Genomic DNA, 21,966 nt, shown 5'->3' on the forward strand with positions numbered 1-21,966 from the left:
AAGCAAAGCCTGTGGTGCTTCGGTTCTGATAGTCCCGGCCTTTGCTTAATCCCGATAAAGGTTACTTCATAAGATAAACTATACTTAATCGGGATAACGCTGCCGGTCGGGTTTATTTAACAGCGAACAGTTCTACTATGCAATTTAAACGCAAATAATTGCATTTTGTGGCCACCTAAACCCGATCAAAGCGGGATGCCCCCGATTTTACATCGGGAGCAGAAGCGGGACTGTATTAACCCAAAAGCTACCAAACCTGCTTTCCAAAAAAAACGCTAAACTTTTCATTACAAATCGTTTGTCATTCTGAACGTAGTGAAGAATCTCTTGCCAATAACACACTGCTAAACTTCATTATAAAGATCCTTCATTGCATTCAGGATAACATATACTACCAGTTATTCGACTTCAGGCTTCGGAATGCAGCGATTAACCGACGCCAAACGCTCTACTCCAAACTCTTTACAACCGCATTCCCCTTAAAAAATCTTCAATCAGCATTCGCTTTTTACCTTCGTATTGGATATCTAAAAGTTTGATAAAACCGTCTTTTGCGGCAAATTTTAAATAAGTTTTACCATCAGTTAAAAAACCTCCTGCTACAATGCCCGGTTCTTTGTCTTCTATCTCTGCTTTAAATACTTTTAAGTTTTTCTCGTTAAGTAAGGTAAAAGCAGTTGGGTAAGGACTTAAACCGCGGATTAAATTATGAATGGTTTGCGCCGGACTGTTCCAGTCGATTTTACAGTCTTCCTTAAAAATCTTTGGAGCATGCTTTAAATCGCCGTTTTGTGGCTGCGGCTGTTCGGTTACCTTATTGGCTTCAATAGCATGAAGCGTTTTTACTAAAAGATTTGCACCAACAACCATCAGTTTATCGTGCAACTCACCCGCAGTTTCGTCATCAGCAATGGGCACACGATCACTAAGGATAATATCGCCGGTATCAATTTCTTGTTTAAGAAAAAACGTTGTTACACCACTTTCTTTCTCTCCGTTAATAATGGCATGGTTAATCGGGGCTGCACCACGGTATTGCGGTAATAACGAGCCATGTAAATTTATGGTTCCTTTAACAGGCATACTCCAAACTATTTCAGGCAGCATTCTAAAAGCCACTACCACTTGCAAATCGGCTTGATAAGATTTTAGTTTCTCAATAAACTCAGGATTCTTTAACTTTTCAGGTTGTAGCACAGGAATTCCTTTTTCTACCGCATATTTTTTTACGGCACTTTCATTCAGTTTTTGACCACGGCCTGCAGGTTTATCTGGCGCAGTAACCACTGCAACTACATCGAAATTGGCTTGTACCAAGGCATCTAAAGAGGCTACCGCAAAATCGGGCGTACCCATAAAAACTATTTTCATATGAAAGTGTTGTGTTTCTAAAAATAACGTGGCTACCCACGTTTAAGTTTTGCAAAATAACTAAAAATAAACCCATACCTATAGGCAAAAAATGGTACAAGGCAAAGATGTTGTTCAGGCAAGTGGATTGGTGTATGTAACTGATGCCATGCCTGGTATTTACCGTAAAGGAAAACCAGGAAAATTTTATTATGAAGATAAAGATGGGAACAAAATAACGGAAGAGAAACACCTCGGCCGGATAAAAGCATTAGTTATTCCACCCGCATGGCAAAATGTTTGGATTGCCAATAAACCTAACGCATATCTGCAGGTTACCGGTATCGATGCTGCTGGCAGAAAACAATATAAATATCACGCAAAGTGGACAAGCCGCCGATCGGAGGATAAATATTTTCGTTTATTGGAATTTGGAAAAGCATTGCCTAATGCCCGGAAAAACCTGGAAAAAGACCTCCGTAGGAAAGATTTCGACGAACGCAAGGTATTGGCCATTTCGCTAGATGTACTCCAAAAAACCCTAATCCGCGTGGGTAATGAAAGTTATAAGCAACTGTATGGCTCTTTTGGCTTAACTACGCTTCGCGATAAGCATGTTAAAATTGAGGGGAGTAAAATCACCATGGATTTTGTTGGGAAAAAAGGTGTTCGACAGAAAGTAGAGTTAAATGACCGGTCGCTTGCAAAGCTGGTCAAGAAATGCAGGGATATCCCCGGACAGGAATTATTTCAGTTTTACTCGAATGGGAAAGAACATAAAAGTATCGATTCGGGTAAAATAAACGCTTACATTAAAGAAATTACAGGTGATGACTTTACAGCCAAAGATTTTAGAACCTGGGGCGGAACATTAGAAGCATTGCGCCAGTTTTCGAAGTGCAGTGCCGATGAAAATTTTAATCTGAATTCTAAAAAAACAATTGTAACGGTTTTAGATTGTGTTGCAAAAAAATTAGGCAATACCAGAGCTGTTTGCAAGAGTTCTTATGTATATCCGTTATTGCTCACCGCTTATGAAAACAATGAGCTTAGTAAATACATGAAAAAAATGAATAATAACAAAGTCACCGGTAAACTGGGCTTAGCGCATGACGAGAAGGTTCTATTATCGTTTTTAAAAGCAAGTAGTAAATAGACATTTTTAACAAAAATCGTCATTTCGAGCGGAGTGAAACGCAGTCGAGAAATCTGCTATAGATCTCTCCATTTCGCTGCGCTACAGTCGAGATGACGACCATAAGTTAAGCTAATACACAAGTTGTAACGAAGATTTTGACTAATTCAAATTATTCTTTAGGCGCTTTTTTTATCGGATGAACAGGCTGCTCCTCAAGCTCCCGCCGTTTAGCCGGGTTATTTGTTTTTGGTGCTTTATTGGGCGTACTATCATTTTCGTGCCTCACCGTTTTATGGTCTACAGGTTCTCTGCCTTTAGGTACCTCTTCCTCGTAATTACTTCCGGGTTTATCACTTTTAACTTTTGGACCGCTCATGCTTATAATTATTGAATTTTGAATGATTGAATTTTGAATGTTAGCATGATATAGCCTTCATCTTCGATTCAGTTAGTTAATAACAAATTACTGTTTATTAAGTTTGAAAAATTGCCAGGTCAAATCAATCTATCCTTCCCCCATCTCTCATTCAAAATTTTCTCATTCAATCAAACACTTATTAAGTTATTCGATGCCTTTCATTCAATCATTCTCTCATTCAACATTCACTCAATTAATTATATAGCAAATATTTTTTACGCATGGTTTTGTAAGCACTTAGACCCGGTTCCCAGCTCGCTCTAATTTCTGCTTCACTTTTTCCATCAATTACCTGTTGCCTGAAATCGGCTACTCCAACTAATCTTTCTATAGTGCCCATTTCTTTGCTTAACTTAGTATTAAAGAAATCTTCTTTTCTTGGCGAAGCCTTGTACAGTTCAATTAACCAGCTAATGTTTACCTGTTTAGATTTTACCAACTTCGAGGTATCGTAAGTTCTTAAATCTAAGCCATAACAAACCTGATCTTGAAATAATGGTGTTTCAGACATTCCTTTGATGCTTTTTGGGGTGAAACTGAAATCAAATTTCCCTTTAAGGTAAGGTGCACCAACAACGGTAAAAGGGAACATTGTTCCGCGGCCGTGATTTAAATAAGTACCTTCAAATAAACAGGTAGATGGATAAAGCAAAATAGATTGCTGTGTATTCAGGTTAGGAGAGGGTTTAACAGGTAAAGTATACGCCATATCATGATCGTAATTGGCGTTTTTGATAATGGTAATCTTGCATTTCACCTTATCTTTCAACCAGCCTTCGCCATTTAACATCTGTGCATATTCGCCAACCGTTAAGCCGTGAGCAATAGGAATAGGTTGCACACCAATACCCGATTTAAATTTTGGATCTAAAATCGGCCCATCAATTAAATAGCCATTTGGATTCGGACGGTCTAAAATCAATAACGTTTTATTGTTCGCGGCACAAGCTTCCATCACATGTTGTAAGGTATTAATATAGGTGTAAAAACGAACACCAACATCTTGAATGTCGAACACCATAATGTCGATGTCTGCTAAATCTTCAGCTGTAGGTGTGCTGTGTTTGCCATAGAGTGAAATGGCTTTTATACCTGTTTTGGTATCAATATCATCATTAACGGTCACACCAGCACTTGCATTGCCTCTAAAACCATGTTCTGGACCAAATATTTTCTGAATTTTAACACCTCGTTTGAGCAGGCTATCAACCGAAGTCTGCGAACCGATAATCGATGTGGGGTTAACTACCATACCAACACGTTTACCTTTTAATAGTGGAAGATATTTTTCGGTTTGCTCTGCACCGGTTTTAATCGCCGATGGCAGTTTAACAGTTTTGATCATCAGTTTTCTGTTTTCCGGGCTTTTCTTTCCAAGAACTTCCTGTTCGAGTGGTTTGGGTTGTCCGCAGGCCGATAATGCAATTAAACTGGTTAAAGCAAAGCTGATGTAGTTTTTCATTTTCAGTATTTTTAATCTTCCGGTATTATAACAAAACAATTTACAATATATTTCAATTATGCTATTGGTATTTTCCTGTTACAAGGAAATGATTGATGTTTAAAGTTGGTTATTTATTTTCAAAAATGCCATTTTTAAAAAGGAATTGAGCATTTTTGTTAACACAAATTGATTAAATTGAATTTCGAATATTTCATAGCAGGGCGGATAGCCATTAAATCTGAGCGTACTTTTTCAAAACTTATTGTCCGCATTGCAATAGCAGGCGTGATGTTGAGTTTGGCTGTTATGATTCTTTCTATAGCCATTATTAAAGGCTTTAAAACTGAAATTCAGGATAAAGTAAGGGGGTATTTAGGCGATGTGCAGATTACCCGTTACGACCTGAATAATTCATTTGAGCATTCTCCTTTTGTATTGGATGGAGAAACGGAAAAGATGCTCAGAAACCATCCAGATATTGAATATTATTATCCCTTTGCGACAAAACCAGGCATTCTTTCGGCCAATAACGAAATAGAAGGTATTAATTTTAAAGGGATAGACAAAAACTACAAGTGGGATTATATTAAACAGCATATTATCAGCGGAACCATCATCGATTTTTCTGACAGTACGGCTGCCATGCAGGAACTGCTTATCTCGAATTATACGGCCAATCGTTTAAAACTCAAAACAGGTGACGATTTTATCATGTATTTTGTTCAAAACCAATTGCGACCGCGTAAATTTAAAATTGTAGGTATTTACGATATAGGTGTAGAAGATATTGATAAGGGCTTTGTGCTGGGCAACCTGAATATCATTAAACGCCTGAATAATTGGGAAACCAACGAAATTGGTGGCATAGAAATCAGGATTAAGGATTTTAACAGGCTTAAGCCTATAGCCGATAATATTTATGAAAAGCTTCCACGCAATTTACGTTCCTATTCTATTGAAGAAAACTTCCCTAATATTTTTACCTGGTTAGGCCTTCTTGATGTAAATACCAAAGTGCTTTTAATCCTGATGCTCATTGTAGGCGTAATTAACATGGTTACTGCATTGTTGATTATGATTTTAGAAAAAACAAATATGATTGGGATGCTAAAATCTTTTGGGGCCAGCAACTGGAGCATTATGAAAATTTTTCTCTACAATGCAGCTTATTTAATTGGCATTGGCTTATTGCTCGGAAATATTCTGGGCTTAGGGTTAGGTTTCTTACAGCAGGCCACTCACATTTTTAAACTTAACCAGGCTTCTTACTTTTTAGCTTATGCACCCATAGAATTTCATTTTATCGATGTGCTGCTGCTTAATATCGTTACGGTAGTGGTGTGTTTAACGGTTTTGATTATTCCTTCGCTATTGATCAGCAAGGTTTCTCCGCTTAAAGCAATCAGGTTTAAATAAAAAACTTGGGTCACCGGACAGATCATTTTCCGATGCCCAAGCAAACCTAAACTTAAGTTCTTGTCAACTCAACTTTTACAGTTTTTGTAACATCACTTGTAGGAAGTTGAGGATATGGTGTGATGTCAATTAATTTGAGCGAATAATCTATGCCGTTAATTTTAAGGTTTGCTACACTTTCTAATGTGCCACAATCTCCTTTACATAAGATAATTTCCTGATCAATATTATTGGCTGTTAATTTGAAATATGCTTTTGCTCCTCCCGCGCCAATGCAATCAGCATTTATTGGACAACGGCTATCGCTAATCGATTTTAATACTAATGTTGAGGCACCAATTGATTTTGAGGTATTGATTTCAAATTCGTAATTCGTCGTTTTTGTCTCAGATTTTTTCTCACATCCAAAAACAAACATAGATAGGACGATAAAGAAGAATATTAAATTTTTCATTTATGAGGATTAATTACTTCTTTTTAAAATATATTCATAATCTATGGTAGCGTAAGAGGTAGCGGGAGAAAAATCTGTTTTTACATTGAACCTTTTTCTAAGGGTTAAATCCACGGCACTACTTCTAATATCGTATTCGCCGTTTAAAATCATATTCCAATCAAAATCTGCAGTCCAAACGCCCTCATCGGTAAAATACCCTATCCCATCTTTAAAAGTATAGGTTCCTTTGCCTCCCGATGGTTTTAGGTTAGTATCGGCGCCTGGTGCAATGTTGAATTTTCCATTCTGTAACGAGATTGAAATTGGGCGGGTTTCCGGCACAGACCTAATACTATTGGTAATGACCAACACACCTGTATAGTTACCATCCAGTAAAACATCTACGTTTGTAGATTTTTTACAGCCCAAAGATAGGATCAAGGCAAATAGGAAGATACAGATTTGAACTTTCATACCCCTTAAACGGAGTTCAAAATCAAAACGCTACACTTAAATTGAAATCCAGTCTATGCCTTGTGTACTATGGATAAATTCAGTCCGTGGTTCGAGGTTTAGATAAGGATAAGTGACTTTTGAAAGGTATAAGCCTGTAGGATGAGCGGGCAATGATAGTTTTGAAGGTTGCAGGCTAATCAGTTCGCTTTCAAATTCATCAAAGCTAAGTTCTCCTTTGCCAACCATCAGAATTTTACCCATAATAATGCGGATCATTTTGCCCAAAAAGCGGTTACTCGCAATATGAAACCTCAACCTGTCGCCCTTAGGGTTTACAAATAAATCGGCTTCCATTACATTGCAGATGGTATGTTCGTATTTATCAGGATGCGTGCAAAAAGCCCTGTAATCTTTGTATTGAGGTAATAATTTTACAACGGCTTTCATTTTATCAAAATCGAGATGATTTAATTGATAAAAGGAACTTTGAGCACTTAAAAAAGGATCTTTATAGGTGTGGATAAAATAATCATATTTCCGCTGTACAGCATCAAACCGGGCATGAGGTTTTCCTTCCATTTTAATAATGTCGAACACCGCAATATTATAAGGTAAAGCTTTATTCAGAATGTAAAGCAGATCGAAATCAATATCTTTTTCAATATCAGCATGGAAAAAAAACTGACTGGCATGTACATGCGCATCTGTTCGCCCACAGCCGTTAATAGCAATCGGCGATTTTAAAATCTTAGATAGGGTTTGTTCAATAACTTCCTGGACGCTTTTAATCCCAGGTTGTTTTTGCCACCCACTAAAGTACTGACCTTGATATGCAATGTGAAAGAAATACCTCATTTTTCAGCTGCAATTTTACGGAAATTTTAGCAGCAGGAATATTAAATCCTATTTTTGCGTTGTAAATTTTAATCATGGATACTATAAATTGCCCTTGCGGAAGCGGAATGGCGTATCAGCAATGTTGCCAGCCTTATCATTTAAACGTGAAAACGGCACCAACTGCAGAGGCTTTAATGCGTTCCAGGTATGCTGCTTTTGTCGTGGCTGATGCTGCTTATCTTTACGATACCACGCATAGCAGTAAAAGAAAAGGACACTCGAAAAGTGCTTATCTAAGCAGTGCGAAAAATACTAAATGGCTAAAACTCGAAATTGTTTTTTCAGATTTTGATGTCGTCGAGTTTAAGGCCTATTATCTGAATAAGAAGTTTCAAACAGAAGTGCTACATGAAAAATCTAATTTCAGGTTAGAAGATGGGAAATGGTATTATTTGGATGAGAAATTTTATTTATAACAAAAATTCACTCACGTTTTCGGGTGTAATTATTTTAGTCTCCACATTCTCATAGGCATCTAAAAACGTCTTTGGAAATCTTGCATTAGATTTAGCGTTCCATTTAATTTCGTATGCATTCATTAATCCGTTTCTTTCTTCAATATAATCTATTTCCTGTTGTGCATGCGTACGCCAAAAGTATTGGTTGCAATTAATCTGTTTATAAGCAAGAAGTTTAACCCTTTCACTAATTACGAAATTTTCCCAAAGGGCACCAATATCCTGTCTTAATACAGCTGGACTAAATTGATTAATTACAGCATTTCTGATACCATTGTCGTAAAAGTAGATCTTTCGGCTTTTCTTTAGCTCATTTCTTAAGTTCCTACTTAAAGATCCCAATCTGAATACAATAAATGCCTTTTCAAGCAAATCGATATACTTCTCTGTTGTTTGATTATCCAAGCCTGCTAATTGCCCTAGTTCGTTATATGATACCTCATTGCCTACCTGAAAAGCCAAAGCCTGGATTAATTTCTCCATCTTATCTGGCTTTTGTATTTTCTCCCAGGTTAGGATATCTTTATATAGGTAACTGTCCGATAATTGTTTTAAGCGTATTTCTTCTCCACCTGGATTGTTCACGATTTCTGGATAGTAGCCATAAACCAAGCGATGGTTCAATAATCTTTTCTCTGCAAGTAGACCGTTTTCCTCCACCATTTCTCCGAACGAAAAAGGAAATAGGTTATATTCCCATTTTCTACCAGTAAGTGGTTCGTTAATATGATTGGCTAACTCAAAGGCTGAAGAACCAGTAGCAATTACTTTTACATCTTTAAGTTGATCAATGATTAATTTAATAGATAAACCAATATTATCAACTCTTTGCGCTTCATCAATTACCAACGTTTTGGTTTTTCCAAGAAGTGCACGTAAGGAGGTTGAAGTGGTATTGGAAAGTATTGTTCTAATGTCTGCGTCATCACCATTCCACCACATAACAGGTTTAGCAAATTTAGAAGAAAGCTGCTGCAAGAGCGTACTTTTTCCAACCTGCCTTGGGCCTAAAAGGATGACCGCCTTTTCATCTTTCAGATGTTTTTCGATAGAATCTGATATTGCTCTTGAAATCATAATCGCAAATTTAATATAAATTTTGCGAATGTAATCGCAAAATTTATATTAAAATTGCGATTTTACTCCTTTTAGCTATATTTTCTTTGCTTCATTCCAATATATGTCCATCTCTGCAAGTGTCATATCAGCCAAGGCTTTTCCGTTTTCTTTTGCTTTGGTTTCGAGGTACTGGAAACGTTTGATGAATTTTTTGTTGGTTTTTTCTAATGCATTTTCAGGATTGATGTTAATGAAACGTGCATAATTGATCAAAGAGAAAAGTACATCGCCAAATTCTGATTCTGCTTTTTCGATATCGATGGCCGTATTATCGGCAACGTTAAATTCAGTTTTAAACTCCTGGAGTTCCTCTTCCACCTTTTCCCAAACCTGATTTTTATCTTCCCAATCGAAACCTACGCCGCGGGCTTTTTCCTGAATGCGGGCAGCCTTAACCAATGCGGGTAGTGAAGATGGAACACCAGCCAACACCGATTTGTTGCCTTCTTTCAGTTTAATCTGCTCCCAGTTGCGTTTAACGTCTTCTTCGTTCTGCACTTCAACATCGCCATAAATATGTGGATGCCGGTTTACCAGTTTATCGCAAACCCCGTTTAAAACATCGGTAATATTAAAATCATTGGTTTCTGAAGCAATTCTCGAATAGAAAACCAGGTGCATCATCACATCGCCAAGTTCCTTTTTAATTTCGTCTAAATCGCCTTCTAAAATGGCATCGCTTAACTCATAAGTTTCCTCTATGGTTAAATGGCGCAGTGTTTCCATGGTTTGTTTTTTATCCCAGGGGCATTGTGTACGCAATGTCTCTAAAACGGTGAGTAAACGCGTAAAGGCATCAGCTGGATTATTGGCACTTGCAGGAATTGGATTGTTAGGCATGTTTTATGGTTGAGCTATATTATCGAACGCTAAAGTACCAAACCCAGGCGATTAAGAAAAGCTGAAAAGGTATTCTGAACCATAAATATTTTGGCCCTGGCCCTGGTTTATGCAGATCTTCATAATTGATATGGTGTTTGGCCGCATAAATATTGGCGGGTAAAATGGCAATGTAGAAAATAATTAATGCTATTCCAGTCAAATGCCTGGTGCTTTCAATCGCCAGACCAACGGCAAACAAGATTTCCAGCACACCTGTTAAAAGTACAACTTCTGCTTTTTTAGGGATAAATAGTGGTACCATAGCAGCCATACTGGTTTTAAACTTGAAATGCCCGATAGCAGTAAAAAGTAACATCACACCCATAGCAATATTGCCTGCAAAAATATTTCCTTTATCAAAAGTAGTATGGCCACCAAAAGCCAATAGTGCAACATAAACAATGACAAGTACGAATAAGGGTTTCATTTAAGGGTATATTTAATCTATTTTATTAAATTAAAGGCAATTAAAATTGTAGCAATAAACAATACCAATAAGCCAGATAAAAATACGAAGTCGGCAACTTTTTCTAGTCGCTGGCTTGCAGTTTTTTGTCTTCTCATCGAGATAAAAGATAAGATACAGCTGGTCATAAAAAACATTACGGCAGCCACGGCAAATTCGTCAATTAACGAACCATCGGTAAGTGCAAGTTTTTTAAAGAAGTAAGTACAATAAAGCAAATGCCCAGGAGATTGGCAGAAGTGCTTAAAATATGAGGCGATCTGTTTTCGGCCATTTAATCTTTTTCTTCTAATTTAATCTTTTTTGTAATCCGGTAAACACGCTTCTTTTTGTCGGGTTTATGTTCCTCGCCCATTAAAATGCCCCAGGGTTTTAAGTTATCCACTCTGTCGAAGATTATTTTGAGCATAGCCAGATAAGGAATACACAAGAACATACCCGATATTCCCCAAATCATCTCGCCAACTACGATACCAATAAAGGCAAATAATGCATTTATTTTTACTTTCGAACCCACCACCAGTGGCATTAATATATTTCCATCAACAGCATGAACGGCAACAAAAGCAATCAAAACCAGCAGCACTTTACCTGCACCTGCTGTGGCAAAAGTAATCAGACAGCTTATTAACAGAGCAAAGAATATCCCCAAATAAGGAACCACATTAAAAATACCGGCGACTAAGCCCAACAAAACTGCATATTTAACGCCTAATATACTCAGTACCGTAATCATTAATACCGTAACAATAAGCATCTGCAGAAATAAGCCAATAATGTATTTTTTAATGATATACTGGATCTGACTAACAATTTCTGAAACTTTTTCTTTGTGCTCTTCGCTAAAAACCGATGTTAAAAAGGTAAATAAAACCCTGCGGTAGTTTAAAATAAAGAAAGTGAAAAGTAGCGTGAAACCTAAAAATAATAGGGTAGAAGATAGCGTAGCCAAGGTGGTAGCTACAATTGCAGCACTGGTAGCCAAAGCTTTCTCTGTGCTATCATTTAAATAATCGAGTTGTTTCTGAGAATTTACGCCGAAAGTGTGCGAAATCCATTTTTGAAGTTCGTGGTAAGAAACATTCGCTTTCTCTTTAAGCAAAGGCCAGTCTGCCCATAAGTCGCTGAGTTGATTACCAAAGAAATAGATAATGCCCCCAATAACAGCTATCATCAGGATTACCGAAACAATGGTAGACAAACTTCGTTTAAACTTTAATCGCTGTTCTAAAAAGTTACCTACAGGTAACAATAAAATCGCCATCAAAAAAGAGAAAAGTAAAGGAGCTAACAGCGATTGACCTAAAATGGCGATGTAGGTTAAACTAATTAAACAGAAAAGAACCAGTGCAAGCTTGGGTAGAAACGATAGTTTGTCTTTCATATAATTTTAAATTCTGTTTAATACAAAATGCCCGATTAATTGTTTCATCAATCGGGCATTTAAATATAAGGGATTATTTTTTAATAGATACTCGCTTTATCTAAAAGGGAAATGTCTTCTGGTGATAATTTTAAATTTGCGGCTTCAGTGAACGATTTTAACTGGCTTAAATCAGTAACACTTGCAATTGGCGCCGTAATTGATGGGTGATAAATTAGCCAGGCCAGGGCTGCCGAAGCTGGCTCAACACGGTGTTTTTCAGCAACCTCATCCAATGCTGCTAAAATTTTAAAGCCCCGTTCGTTCAGGAATTTTTTAATGCCTCCACCACGCTGGCTTTTATTCAGATCATTTTCACTACGGTATTTTCCGGTTAAGAAACCACTGGCTAGCGAATAATAGGTCACAACACCCAAGCCATAATCCAGGCATATTTTTTCATGTTCCTGCTCAAAGTTTTCTCTATCGTAAAGGTTGTATCCTGGTTGGTAAACTTCATAGCGAGGCAGGCTATGTTGGGTAGCATAAATCAAAGATTCTCTAAGTCGATCGGCAGAAAAGTTTGATGCCCCGATCCAACGTACTTTGCCGGCTTTTATTAAAGTTTCGTAAGCACTTAAAGTTTCTTCAACCGGGGTATGTTCATCATCGTAATGAGAGAAATAGAGATCAATATAATCTGTTTGCAGGCGAGATAAAGAGTGTTCTACTTCGTTTATAATATAATCTCTCTTTAACGATTTGCCCTGGCCCATATCAGCGCCTACCTTGGTGGCGATAATAATATCGTGGCGTTTGTTATGTTTCTTAAGCCATTTACCAATAATCGTTTCCGATTCGCCACCTTTATTTCCGGGTACCCAGCGTGAATACACATCGGCCGTATCTATAAAATTGAAACCACTTTCTACAAATTGGTTTAATATCTCGAACGACTTTTGCTCATCAATTGTCCAGCCAAATACGTTTCCTCCAAATACAATGGGCGCAATATTTAAATCGGTTTTCCCTAAAATTCTTTTTTCCATGGTATGAATGTTAATAGTATACTAACAAATCCTAATGCAAGCAGTTTTTGAATGGGGCGAAATTATATTAAAATGAGAGGAGAATAATTTGGGAAAGCAGTCAATTAACAAAATCGTCATTGCGAGACTGGAGAAGCGCGTGCCGAAGCAATTATATGCCATAAATTCTAATACTTCTTTTTTCGAAAAGCAAGGTCTGTAGCGCTTCGGTTAAACCTGTCCCGCCCTTTGCTTAATCCCGATAGATGAACCGGTAAATAAAACAATATTCAAATCGGGATAACGCTGTCGGTCGGGTTTATTGAACAACCGATAGTAGTACTGTTTAAGCCTCCTAAACCCGATCGAAGCGAGATGCCGATATTTCATCGGCAGAAGCGGGAGCGGGACCGTAGAGAACCAATAGCTTCTGCATCTGCTTTCCGAAAAAACTAATTTTACAAATCATTATTGCTGGGCAAGTGCGTGCCGAAGCAGTCTTATGTCCTCAACCTTTTAACCCTCTGCCTTGGTTGCTCTCAGCATTTCTCTTTTTCCGGGCGCTCCAGGCAATTTTTCAATGGCAAATCCACATGCTTTAACGGCTCTTTTCAATTTTCCAGTAATGGCATAGGTGACAAAAGTTCCGCCGGGCTTTAAGAAACTGCAGGCATGTGCAATAATTTCATCACTCCACATTTCAGGCTGGTGTTGCACTGAAAAGGCATCATAATAAATCAGGTCAAATTTTTGGTCGCTCTGGTATTCGGCCAATGTAGTATGCGGAATTTCCAATGTGCAAAGCGAAGTTAATTTTTGTGGCGTTTTTAACGCTTCAGGGTAATTTAAAATAAAATCGGTCCATATTACTTCAGGAACGTATGCTGCATAACCTGTTTGCTCAATTACTGCTGTAGTAAGTGGGAAGGCTTCGATACTGGTATAGTTAAGTTTAATGTTATTTGCCGCACAATATTCGAAACTTAAAATAAAGTTCAATCCAGTGCCAAAGCCAACTTCCAAAATGGAAATTTCAGTTAAATTAGTGGAGGCGAATTTTAATCCTGCATCAATAAATACATGTTTGCTTTCCTGTAATGCGCCATGTTTACTGTGATAATGTTCGCCTATGGTTTCGTTATAAAGTGTATTCGAGCCATCGGCAGTAGGCGTTATAATATTCATGAGCTAGGATTTTAAGGATTTTTGGATTTCAAGATCATGGCGCAAATATAGACACAGGATCAATATGATTCTTGGATTAGCTAGGATTTTAAGGATTCTTGGATTTCAAGATCATGGCGCAAATATAGATATAGGATTAATATGATTTCTGGATTAGCTAGGATTTTAAGGATTCTTGGATTTCAGGATCATGAGGCAAATATAGATACAAGATTAATAAGATTTTTGGATTTCAAAATCATAGTGTAGATGTGAATGCAGCATTAATATGATTTTTAGATTTCAGGATAAATTGAACAGAGATAGAAACATGATTAATATGATTTTTGGATTTCAAGATCATGGTGTAGGTGTGAATACAATATTTAAACGATTTCTGGATTCAGAAATAAATTAGCCAGAGGTAGTTGGAGTTAACCCGCTTTAGTCCTTAGTCTTTTAGCTTTAGTCTTCATACTCCTGGCCTCCGACTTTTTCTCTTTCTGCTTTAATCTTTTGTGCTTAGCTTTGGTCTTACCCTAAACCCTAAACCCTAAACCCTAAACCCTAAACCCTAAACCCTAAACCCTAAACAAATATGGATATCGAATCTTTCAGAGAATATTGTTTGAATTTACCTGGTACAACCGAGGGAATGAAATGGGGACATTTATGCTTTATGATTGAAGAAAAAATGTATTTCATTATCGCTATTGATGAAGACAACAGTTTCTCTATAAAGTGTGATCCAGAAGAGTTTGATGCATTAACGGCTAGAGATGGGATACAACAGGCTCACCACATGGCTAAACGACAATGGATTCGTGTTGATAATCTGGAGGTATTTAATGAAACAGAACTGAAAAAAAGAGTTGCCGATTCGAGAGCCATGGTTTTAGCTAAGTTACCTAAGAAAACACAGGCAAAGTACGCTTAAATTTTAATGCTGAAGTGCAGTAAATATCTTCAATGCAACTATCCTATACCAGTTTCTTTAAGGCCATAATGTAGCCGATGTGCATACCCTCGTGGAAAGGGACAAAGTTTATCGCATCTTCTATCGAGTTTAATTTCATGCCATAACGTTTATCCCAGGGATCGAACTTTAGAAAAAGACCACTCGAATAATCAGCGGCTAAACGATCCATGCTGTTTAAGAGTACATCGAAAATAGAATCAATCTCTTTCTGCTCAATAAACTTTTCAGGTTTTGTTCCGCTTAAAAACGGCGAAAAATGTGCTTCACTAACGGTTATAGCTAAGCCCGATCTGATATAACACAGATTCTGTTGCGCTGCGGTTAAGTGTGCAATATTCCAGATGATGTTATTGTTAAAACCTGCAGGGATTTCGTTTAACTGCCCGATACTCAAATCTTTTACCAGTTCTAGTATAAAAGCCCTGGTATTTTTAATCTGGGTGATGGTAGCAAGTGTATCAGTCATTTAATTATTTTATAGACAGTAACTTACTGCTCGTTTTTGGTTTCCTCTTTTGTTTCTTTCTTTTGTGTATCGTCTTTTTTTATGCCTTTATCAGCATTCAGTTCTTTCGACTTCATGATATTAAAACGGTACATTTCTTCAATCCCAACAAGTTTCCGGGTGCACTTATCGATGTCGGTTCCTTCTTCCCATAAATAAGGGCGAAAGCTATAGGTTTTGGTGCCATCTAAGTTTGCAATAAACTGGTTCCAGCTGCTCCACCGTAAACCTTTATAAAATTTAGAAAGGTCGCTATCGAAACAAAAAACAAGAAACTCGCCATAGCCGGCGCCAAGTGGTTGCCAGGTTAAACTGTTTGGTTCAAGGTAATACACATTTTTAATGTCTTTACCCAAACCGCCGTAATTAATGGCGAAGAAACCGCCTACAGCATCATCGGCTATTAAAAGGTAAGGAATATTATCGCCATACTCTTTTATGGTTTTTCCTTTGTTCCATTCGGCAATATTTCGGCTCAATCTTTCGCTGCCCGAACCTAAAATTCTAATCCAGCCATTGTCAACCATAATGCCACCAGTATTGTAAATTACCGAACCCAGGGTAGCGTAGGTAGTCATTTGTGAGTTGTATAAAACTTCTTTTGCTTTTGCAGAATCAACGGGTAGAATTTCCACCTTATTTTTTGCAGAATCGATCCACTTTTTTACCAGTGGCCAGGCCGGATCGGTTTTATTTACCAATGCTTCAAGACTGATTAACTTATTATCTTGAGCAAAGGTTACTAAAGAGAATAAAGTTAAACTTAAGATAAAGATTGTTTTGAATGCGCTTTTCATGAAAAGGGGCTTATGTTTTCCAAAGATATAATGATAATTAAGAATTGCTGAAAGGAGATAGATTAATTTTTGATGCTTTAGCATATTATTTTAATCGTGCAGTCGGATGTTCCCATCCGACTGATTCATTCAATATCTAAAAATTGATTAATCCACTGAATTGAATTGATCATTTTGGCCAGTGTCAGATGGTAACATCTGACACCACGCTAATAAAACAAAACGCCCCAAATAAATCGGGGCGCTTGTAATATAGGGATGATAAAATAATTGATTTTAAACTATTGAGTGGAAAGCCTTAAACCCTCCACCTTTTAACCTTCCACCTCAACCTACCACATTCTAATCCTGTCTTCTGGTTTTTTATATAATTTATCGCCAGGCTTAACATCAAAAGCGGTATACCATGCATCCATATTTACAGGTGCACCAATGGTACGGTATGGACCAGGAGAATGAGGATCGGTTTTAATTAACTGAGCAGCACTTTCGGGTAAAATATTACCTCTCCATACCTGCGCCCAAGCCAGGAAAAAACGCTGATCTGGTGTAAAACCATCAATTTTCTCCTTACTTTGACCTTGTTTAGTCATTTTTAAAAGCAGTATAAGCCGCATTTAAGCCACCTAAATCGCCAATATTTTCACCCATGGTTAATTTGCCGATTACATGAACCGTATCCAATACGGTGTAGCCATCAAACTGCTCGCCTAAGGCTTTTGTTTTAGCATCAAATTTTGCTTTATCTTCGGCTGTCCACCAATTTTTTAAATTACCGGCAGCATCGTACTGGCTTCCACTGTCATCAAAACCATGGCTCATTTCATGACCAATTACTGCGCCGATACCACCATAATTAACGGCATCATCAGCATTTGGGTCGAAGAAAGGAAACTGTAAAATACCGGCAGGGAAAACAATTTCGTTCAAGGTAGGGCTATAGTAAGCATTAACCGTTGGAGGGGTCATACCAAAACGTTTGCGATCAACAGGTTTACCTAACTGATCAACCATTTCATTATAACTCCAAACACTTGCATTACGTAAGTTTTGGAAATAAGTATCTTTATTAATCGCTAAACCATCGTAGTTTTTCCATTTTTCCGGATAACCCACTTTTGGTGTAAATGCATGTAATTTAGCTAATGCCTTTTGTTTGGTTTCAGGGCTCATCCACTCTAAACCATTGATTCTGATTTCGAATGCTTTACGCAAGTTCACAATCATCTGGTTCATGCGTTCTTTAGCTTCCGGCTTAAAATATTTGGCTACATAAAGCTGACCTAATAATTCGCCAATAGTGCCATCGGTTAAAGATGACATCCGTTGCCAACGTGGTGTTTGTACTTTCTGACCAGTTTGTGCCTGCGTAAAAGCGAAACTCGCCTTAACAAATGGAGAGCTTAAACTTGAAGCAGAACCCTTTAAAATGTTCCACTCTAAGTAAGTTTGCCAATCGCTAACCGGAACCGATTTTAACATTCCATCCAGGCTCGCCATAAATTTAGGCGACGATACCAGAACCGTATCCTGATTTTTAATTTTGAATTTCGGTAAGTAAGTCGTCCAGTTAATATCAGGTGTTTTTTTGTTTAGTTCTGCAACAGTAAGTTTGTTGTAGGTGGCGTAAGGATCACGCATTTCTAAACGGCTCATCTGCGCTTCAGCAAATTGCTTTTCAATTTTATATACGGTTGCTGCTTTTTGTTTGGCTTCCTCAGGCGTACTTCCGGTTAAGGTAAATAAAGTAACCATATAGGTATTGTAGGCATCGCGGATCTTAACGCTGCGGGCATCATCTTTCAAATAATAATCGCGATCGGGAAGTGTTGTACCACCCTGACTAATATTCACCATGTATTTGTTTACATTCTTGCGGTCTTGGCCAACGCCCAGTCCGAACATTCCGCCACCTAAGCCATTGGTTCGCATGTACGCAACCTGATCCAGCACACCCTGAATGTTTTTAATCTGTTTAATTTTTTCTAAATCGGCCTTTATTGGCGTATAGCCTAGCTTTTCTATCGTTACACTATCCATCGCAGCCGTATAAAAATCGCCAACTCTACGCTTCACAGAGCCGGCAGGAGCAGATTTATCAGCAGCTGCATCCTCAACTAAAGATTTTACAGCATTGATGTTGAAATCGCGAAGTTCGTTAAATGAACCCCAGCGCGTTTCTTTAGCAGGAACAGGATTATTTTTTATCCACGTGCCACTTGCGTAGGTGTAGAAATCGTCGCCTGGCTTAACTGAAAGATCCATGTTAGCAGGGTCGATAAATTTTTTGGTTTGTGCATTTGCAGAAAAGCCTGCAGCGACTATACCTAGTGCCGCAAAACATCTTTTCAAATTTTGGTATTTCATTCGCTTAATAAGTTAGTAATTATGCGAAATTTATGAAATACTAATTAATACTGGTGTTATATATTAAGAATATTACTTGTTAAACCAGTAGTAAATCTTTGCTAAACCAAGTCGTCTAATAAGTTCGGACGCTGAAAAAGAAATTTTAATAGATTTCATGATTTTAAATCTTTTATACACTATTAACATTTTTTAACAAAATTTATTGTGTTCTTGTAAAAATTATTGCTATTAAGAATGATTCGGGATAAAGCATTTTATTTTCCATAAATTTGATTTATATTTTTAAAGGATTAGAAAATGAGTGTGCAGCGTTTCATTCGGCTTTTAGTCCCGCCATACGCTGTAGCCCCGAAGAAAAATCGGGGGCTGTCGCTACTGTTGGGTTTATGAACAACATTTGGAGCGTTTGGCTACTAATAAATCCCAATAATAAAATAAATAATATGTTAGTATACAATATATAATGAGCCACCCCCACGATAAAGAAGATAGCTGTTGCAGCACTAAAGTACATTCCGCGCCGAAACATAACCATGATCACGCGCATGAAGAAGGCGATGACCACGACCACGGCGGAGATCCCTCAGCCTTTAAAACTTATTTGCCAGCCCTCGTAACATTGGTTATGCTAATGATCGGAATTGTGTTTGATAATCTTTTTACGGTTCCTGCATTTCAGACCATCAGGCCTTATTGGTATATCGTGGCTTATTTACCGGTGGGTATTCCGGTTTTGCGCGAGGTCTGGGAAACTTTTAAAGCCAAAGATTTCTTTACCGAATTCTCTTTAATGTCTATCGCTACTATTGGTGCTTTTGCCATAGGCGAATATCCGGAGGGGGTAACGGTGATGCTTTTTTATACGATTGGTGAGTTGTTTCAAATGGCTGCTGTAAACCGTGCCAAAAGAAATATTAAAGCATTACTCGATGTTCGGGCAGATATAGCGCATGTATTCCGCAATGGAAAATACGAAGATATTAATCCTGAAAAGGTAGAAATCGGTGAAACCATACAAATAAAGGCTGGTGAGAAAATCCCTTTAGATGGAGAATTGATTAGTGATAAAAGCAGTTTTAATACTGCTGCTTTAACAGGCGAAAGCAAACCGCGGACGATTAATAAAGGCGAATCGATTTTAGCGGGGATGCTTAATCTGGATAAAGTAATCGAAGTTAAAGTAACCAAAGCTTTTGCTGATAGTGCATTGTCGCGAATTTTGGAAATGGTTCAAAATGCTACCACACGTAAAGCCAAAACCGAACTTTTTATCCGCAAGTTTGCGAAAATATATACACCAATTGTTTTCTTTTTGGCACTTGCGTTGGTTACTATTCCAATTTTTGTTTTAGGGAGCGAATATCATTTCCAAACCTGGTTGTATCGTTCACTGGTTTTCCTGGTTATATCTTGCCCATGTGCCCTGGTCATTTCTATTCCATTGGGTTATTTTGGTGGAATTGGTGCGGCATCGGCAAATGGTATTCTTTTTAAAGGCTCTAATTTCCTTGATTTAATTACAAAGCTAAATACTGTTGTAATGGACAAAACAGGAACCTTAACCAAAGGCGTTTTTAATGTTCAGAAAGTAGAAAGCAGTATAGATGAAGCAGAATTTTTAAACTTATTAACCGCTATTGAAGCCAAGTCAACCCATCCAATTGCTAAGGCTATTGTAGAATATGCAGGCCAGCAAGAAATTCATCCTGCCGAAAACATCGAGGAAATTGCCGGAATGGGTTTAAAGGGATTGGTTAATGGTAAAGCGGTTTTAGCCGGTAATGTTAAGCTTTTGGAGAAATTTAATATTGATTTTGAGCCTAATATTGCGTCGATTGAAGAAAGTATCGTTGTTGTTGCGGTTGACCAGAAATATGTTGGCTATGTTCTAATTGCGGATGAAATAAAAGAAGATGCCGCAGAAGCCATCAAACAGCTTCATGAAAACGGAATAAAACAGGTTGTGATGTTAAGTGGTGATAAAACCTCAATTGTTAAAAAAGTAGCCACAAGTTTAGGAATCGATACTTATTTTGGGGATTTATTACCCGAAGATAAAGTTGCCAGACTGGAAGAAATTAAAAGCGACAAAAGTAAGGTGGTGGCTTTTGTGGGTGATGGAATTAATGATACACCGGTATTGGCCATCAGCGATATTGGTATTGCCATGGGCGCAATGGGTAGCGATGCTGCTATTGAAACGGCAGATGTGGTTATTCAAACCGATCAACCCTCTAAAATTGCAACTGCGGTTAAAATAGGTAAGGCAACTAAAAATGTAGTAATCCAGAATATCGTACTGGCATTTGCTGTAAAAGCGCTGGTTTTAATTTTAGGTGCAGGTGGTATTGCCACCATGTGGGAAGCCGTTTTTGCCGATGTGGGTGTTGCGCTCCTGGCTATTTTAAATGCGGTAAGAATTCAGAAGATGAAGTTTTAATTTACTCTTTGATGTGGAGTCTATATCGTTTACCATTAAGGCATTTAGATAGTTAAGAAAATAATAAGAAGCCTTAACCTTTCTTAACTTCTTAATGATAAAAAAACAATGGAGATTATCGAGAAGCAATTCTTCAGCTCCTAATGGTAGTGAAATATGTTGAAAAATTAGAAAAACAAATTACTATAAAATTTAGTATATTCGTTTATGTCTGAGCCTGTTCCATATCCAGTTTTAAATGATGGTGAGCCCGTAAGGCAATTCAATGAACTTGATGCGTCATTAACTTATAGTTATGCTAGTTATCTAAACTGGCTTTTTCCTGAGCGGGTAGAGCTGATTAAAGGTAAAATCTTTAAGATGAGTCCTGCACCATCAAGGGTACATCAGGAAGTTGCTGGTCATATTTTCTTGAAACTAGGTAATTTTTTGGAAGGCAAACCATGTAAGGTTTATTCTGCTCCTTTTGATGTTCGTTTTCCTAAAGAAAGTAAGGCCGACAAAGATGTGTATACCGTGCTCCAACTGGATATTTGTGTCATCTGTGACAAAGGTAAATTAGATGCGCGCGGTTGTATCGGTGCACCTGATCTGGTTGTAGAGGTTTTATCTCCGGGCAATACTAAAATGGAATTGCTCAATAAATATAAAGTTTACGAAGAATTTGGTGTTAAAGAATACTGGGTGGTGAGCCAAAGCGATCAGAGTATTTTAATCTACACCTTAAACGATGCAGGCAAATTTCAGCCCTCCAAAATTTTCACCCTCAGCGAAAAAATTACTTCAACGGTATTGCCAGGTTTTGAGTTGGCCTTGGATGATGTTTTTGATGATTTGTAA

The 21,966-nt window shown here is 37.7% G+C and carries 23 protein-coding genes; 6 read left to right on the top strand and 17 right to left on the bottom strand.

The window, feature by feature from the left end; all coding sequences use genetic code 11:
- Window positions 1-462 precede the first annotated feature (462 nt).
- A complete protein-coding gene (gene fmt, locus QF042_RS08275) occupies window positions 463-1,371 on the bottom strand; it encodes a methionyl-tRNA formyltransferase (protein WP_307527137.1) in 909 nt (302 codons plus the stop codon).
- A gap of 91 nt (window positions 1,372-1,462) precedes the next feature.
- Between fmt and QF042_RS08280 the strand changes: the two genes are divergently transcribed.
- A complete protein-coding gene (locus QF042_RS08280) occupies window positions 1,463-2,506 on the top strand; it encodes a DNA topoisomerase IB (RefSeq protein ID WP_307527139.1) in 1,044 nt (347 codons plus the stop codon).
- A gap of 151 nt (window positions 2,507-2,657) precedes the next feature.
- On the opposite strand, the gene QF042_RS08285 is transcribed toward QF042_RS08280, so the two are convergent.
- Together QF042_RS08285 and QF042_RS08290 are read right to left on the bottom strand one after the other, a co-directional pair.
- Complete coding sequence (locus tag QF042_RS08285; protein WP_307527141.1) at window positions 2,658-2,864, bottom strand: hypothetical protein; 207 nt, start codon at window positions 2,862-2,864, stop codon at window positions 2,658-2,660.
- A 235-nt stretch (window positions 2,865-3,099) separates the two neighbouring features.
- Entirely contained in the window at window positions 3,100-4,368 is a 1,269-nt protein-coding gene (locus QF042_RS08290; RefSeq protein WP_307527143.1) for a DUF1343 domain-containing protein, read from the bottom strand.
- A 177-nt stretch (window positions 4,369-4,545) separates the two neighbouring features.
- On the opposite strand from QF042_RS08290, the gene QF042_RS08295 reads away from it, so the two are divergent.
- A complete protein-coding gene (locus tag QF042_RS08295) occupies window positions 4,546-5,766 on the top strand; it encodes an FtsX-like permease family protein (RefSeq protein WP_307527145.1) in 1,221 nt (406 codons plus the stop codon).
- A 52-nt stretch (window positions 5,767-5,818) separates the two neighbouring features.
- On the opposite strand, the gene QF042_RS08300 is transcribed toward QF042_RS08295, so the two are convergent.
- Genes QF042_RS08300 through QF042_RS08310 form a run of 3 tightly spaced genes read right to left on the bottom strand, consistent with a single transcriptional unit; the run spans window position 5,819 to window position 7,513 of the window.
- Window positions 5,819-6,220, bottom strand: a complete 402-nt coding sequence (locus QF042_RS08300) for a hypothetical protein (RefSeq protein WP_307527147.1) — start codon at window positions 6,218-6,220, stop codon at window positions 5,819-5,821.
- Window positions 6,221-6,229: 9 nt separating this feature from the next.
- Window positions 6,230-6,676: a hypothetical protein gene (locus QF042_RS08305; RefSeq protein WP_307527149.1), complete on the bottom strand. Its 447-nt coding sequence runs from the start codon at window positions 6,674-6,676 to the stop codon at window positions 6,230-6,232.
- 36 nt (window positions 6,677-6,712) lie between these two features.
- The gene (locus tag QF042_RS08310; protein WP_307527152.1) at window positions 6,713-7,513 is read right to left on the bottom strand and encodes a tRNA pseudouridine(38-40) synthase TruA; all 801 of its coding nucleotides are present in this window, start codon (window positions 7,511-7,513) and stop codon (window positions 6,713-6,715) included.
- A 74-nt stretch (window positions 7,514-7,587) separates the two neighbouring features.
- Between QF042_RS08310 and QF042_RS08315 the strand changes: the two genes are divergently transcribed.
- A complete protein-coding gene (locus QF042_RS08315) occupies window positions 7,588-7,971 on the top strand; it encodes a YchJ family protein (protein ID WP_307527154.1) in 384 nt (127 codons plus the stop codon).
- Here the strand turns inward: QF042_RS08315 and QF042_RS08320 are convergent.
- The 7 genes from QF042_RS08320 to mnmD all read right to left on the bottom strand — a co-directional run bounded on the left by QF042_RS08320 (window position 7,966) and on the right by mnmD (window position 14,056).
- Window positions 7,966-9,090: an ATP-binding protein gene (locus QF042_RS08320; RefSeq protein ID WP_307527156.1), complete on the bottom strand. Its 1,125-nt coding sequence runs from the start codon at window positions 9,088-9,090 to the stop codon at window positions 7,966-7,968. The two genes, QF042_RS08315 and QF042_RS08320, sit on opposite strands and share 6 nt — an antisense overlap.
- A gap of 75 nt (window positions 9,091-9,165) precedes the next feature.
- The gene (gene mazG / locus QF042_RS08325) at window positions 9,166-9,972 is read right to left on the bottom strand and encodes a nucleoside triphosphate pyrophosphohydrolase (RefSeq protein WP_307527158.1); all 807 of its coding nucleotides are present in this window, start codon (window positions 9,970-9,972) and stop codon (window positions 9,166-9,168) included.
- A 19-nt stretch (window positions 9,973-9,991) separates the two neighbouring features.
- A complete protein-coding gene (locus tag QF042_RS08330; protein WP_307527160.1) occupies window positions 9,992-10,441 on the bottom strand; it encodes a hypothetical protein in 450 nt (149 codons plus the stop codon).
- 17 nt (window positions 10,442-10,458) lie between these two features.
- Window positions 10,459-10,698, bottom strand: coding sequence for a hypothetical protein (locus tag QF042_RS08335; protein ID WP_307527161.1), 240 nt, complete (start codon window positions 10,696-10,698; stop codon window positions 10,459-10,461).
- A gap of 56 nt (window positions 10,699-10,754) precedes the next feature.
- A complete protein-coding gene (locus QF042_RS08340) occupies window positions 10,755-11,864 on the bottom strand; it encodes an AI-2E family transporter (protein ID WP_307527163.1) in 1,110 nt (369 codons plus the stop codon).
- Between the two features lie 80 nt (window positions 11,865-11,944).
- Window positions 11,945-12,892, bottom strand: coding sequence for an aldo/keto reductase (locus QF042_RS08345; RefSeq protein ID WP_307527165.1), 948 nt, complete (start codon window positions 12,890-12,892; stop codon window positions 11,945-11,947).
- Window positions 12,893-13,387: 495 nt separating this feature from the next.
- Complete coding sequence (gene mnmD / locus QF042_RS08350; protein WP_307527167.1) at window positions 13,388-14,056, bottom strand: tRNA (5-methylaminomethyl-2-thiouridine)(34)-methyltransferase MnmD; 669 nt, start codon at window positions 14,054-14,056, stop codon at window positions 13,388-13,390.
- A gap of 577 nt (window positions 14,057-14,633) precedes the next feature.
- Here mnmD and QF042_RS08355 point away from each other — a divergent pair.
- A complete protein-coding gene (locus QF042_RS08355; RefSeq protein WP_029279813.1) occupies window positions 14,634-14,972 on the top strand; it encodes an MmcQ/YjbR family DNA-binding protein in 339 nt (112 codons plus the stop codon).
- A 43-nt stretch (window positions 14,973-15,015) separates the two neighbouring features.
- Here QF042_RS08355 and QF042_RS08360 read toward each other — a convergent pair whose 3' ends face one another.
- From QF042_RS08360 to QF042_RS08370, 4 genes are all read right to left on the bottom strand, one after another.
- Entirely contained in the window at window positions 15,016-15,480 is a 465-nt protein-coding gene (locus QF042_RS08360) for a DinB family protein (RefSeq protein WP_307527170.1), read from the bottom strand.
- A 23-nt stretch (window positions 15,481-15,503) separates the two neighbouring features.
- The gene (locus QF042_RS08365; protein WP_307527172.1) at window positions 15,504-16,316 is read right to left on the bottom strand and encodes a DUF2625 domain-containing protein; all 813 of its coding nucleotides are present in this window, start codon (window positions 16,314-16,316) and stop codon (window positions 15,504-15,506) included.
- Window positions 16,317-16,648: 332 nt separating this feature from the next.
- The gene (locus tag QF042_RS26320) at window positions 16,649-16,909 is read right to left on the bottom strand and encodes a M13-type metalloendopeptidase (RefSeq protein WP_373459064.1); all 261 of its coding nucleotides are present in this window, start codon (window positions 16,907-16,909) and stop codon (window positions 16,649-16,651) included.
- Window positions 16,902-18,683: a M13 family metallopeptidase gene (locus QF042_RS08370; protein WP_373459065.1), complete on the bottom strand. Its 1,782-nt coding sequence runs from the start codon at window positions 18,681-18,683 to the stop codon at window positions 16,902-16,904. The genes QF042_RS26320 and QF042_RS08370 overlap by 8 nt, the downstream gene beginning before the upstream one ends.
- 466 nt (window positions 18,684-19,149) lie before the next feature.
- Here QF042_RS08370 and QF042_RS08375 point away from each other — a divergent pair, with 466 nt between their 5' ends.
- Both QF042_RS08375 and QF042_RS08380 read left to right on the top strand, forming a co-directional pair.
- The gene (locus tag QF042_RS08375) at window positions 19,150-21,126 is read left to right on the top strand and encodes a heavy metal translocating P-type ATPase (protein ID WP_307527174.1); all 1,977 of its coding nucleotides are present in this window, start codon (window positions 19,150-19,152) and stop codon (window positions 21,124-21,126) included.
- Between the two features lie 207 nt (window positions 21,127-21,333).
- Window positions 21,334-21,966, top strand: coding sequence for a Uma2 family endonuclease (locus QF042_RS08380; RefSeq protein WP_307527176.1), 633 nt, complete (start codon window positions 21,334-21,336; stop codon window positions 21,964-21,966).

Origin of the sequence: Pedobacter sp. W3I1 (assembly GCF_030816015.1) — a bacterium.
Classification (GTDB): Bacteria; Bacteroidota; Bacteroidia; order Sphingobacteriales; family Sphingobacteriaceae; genus Pedobacter.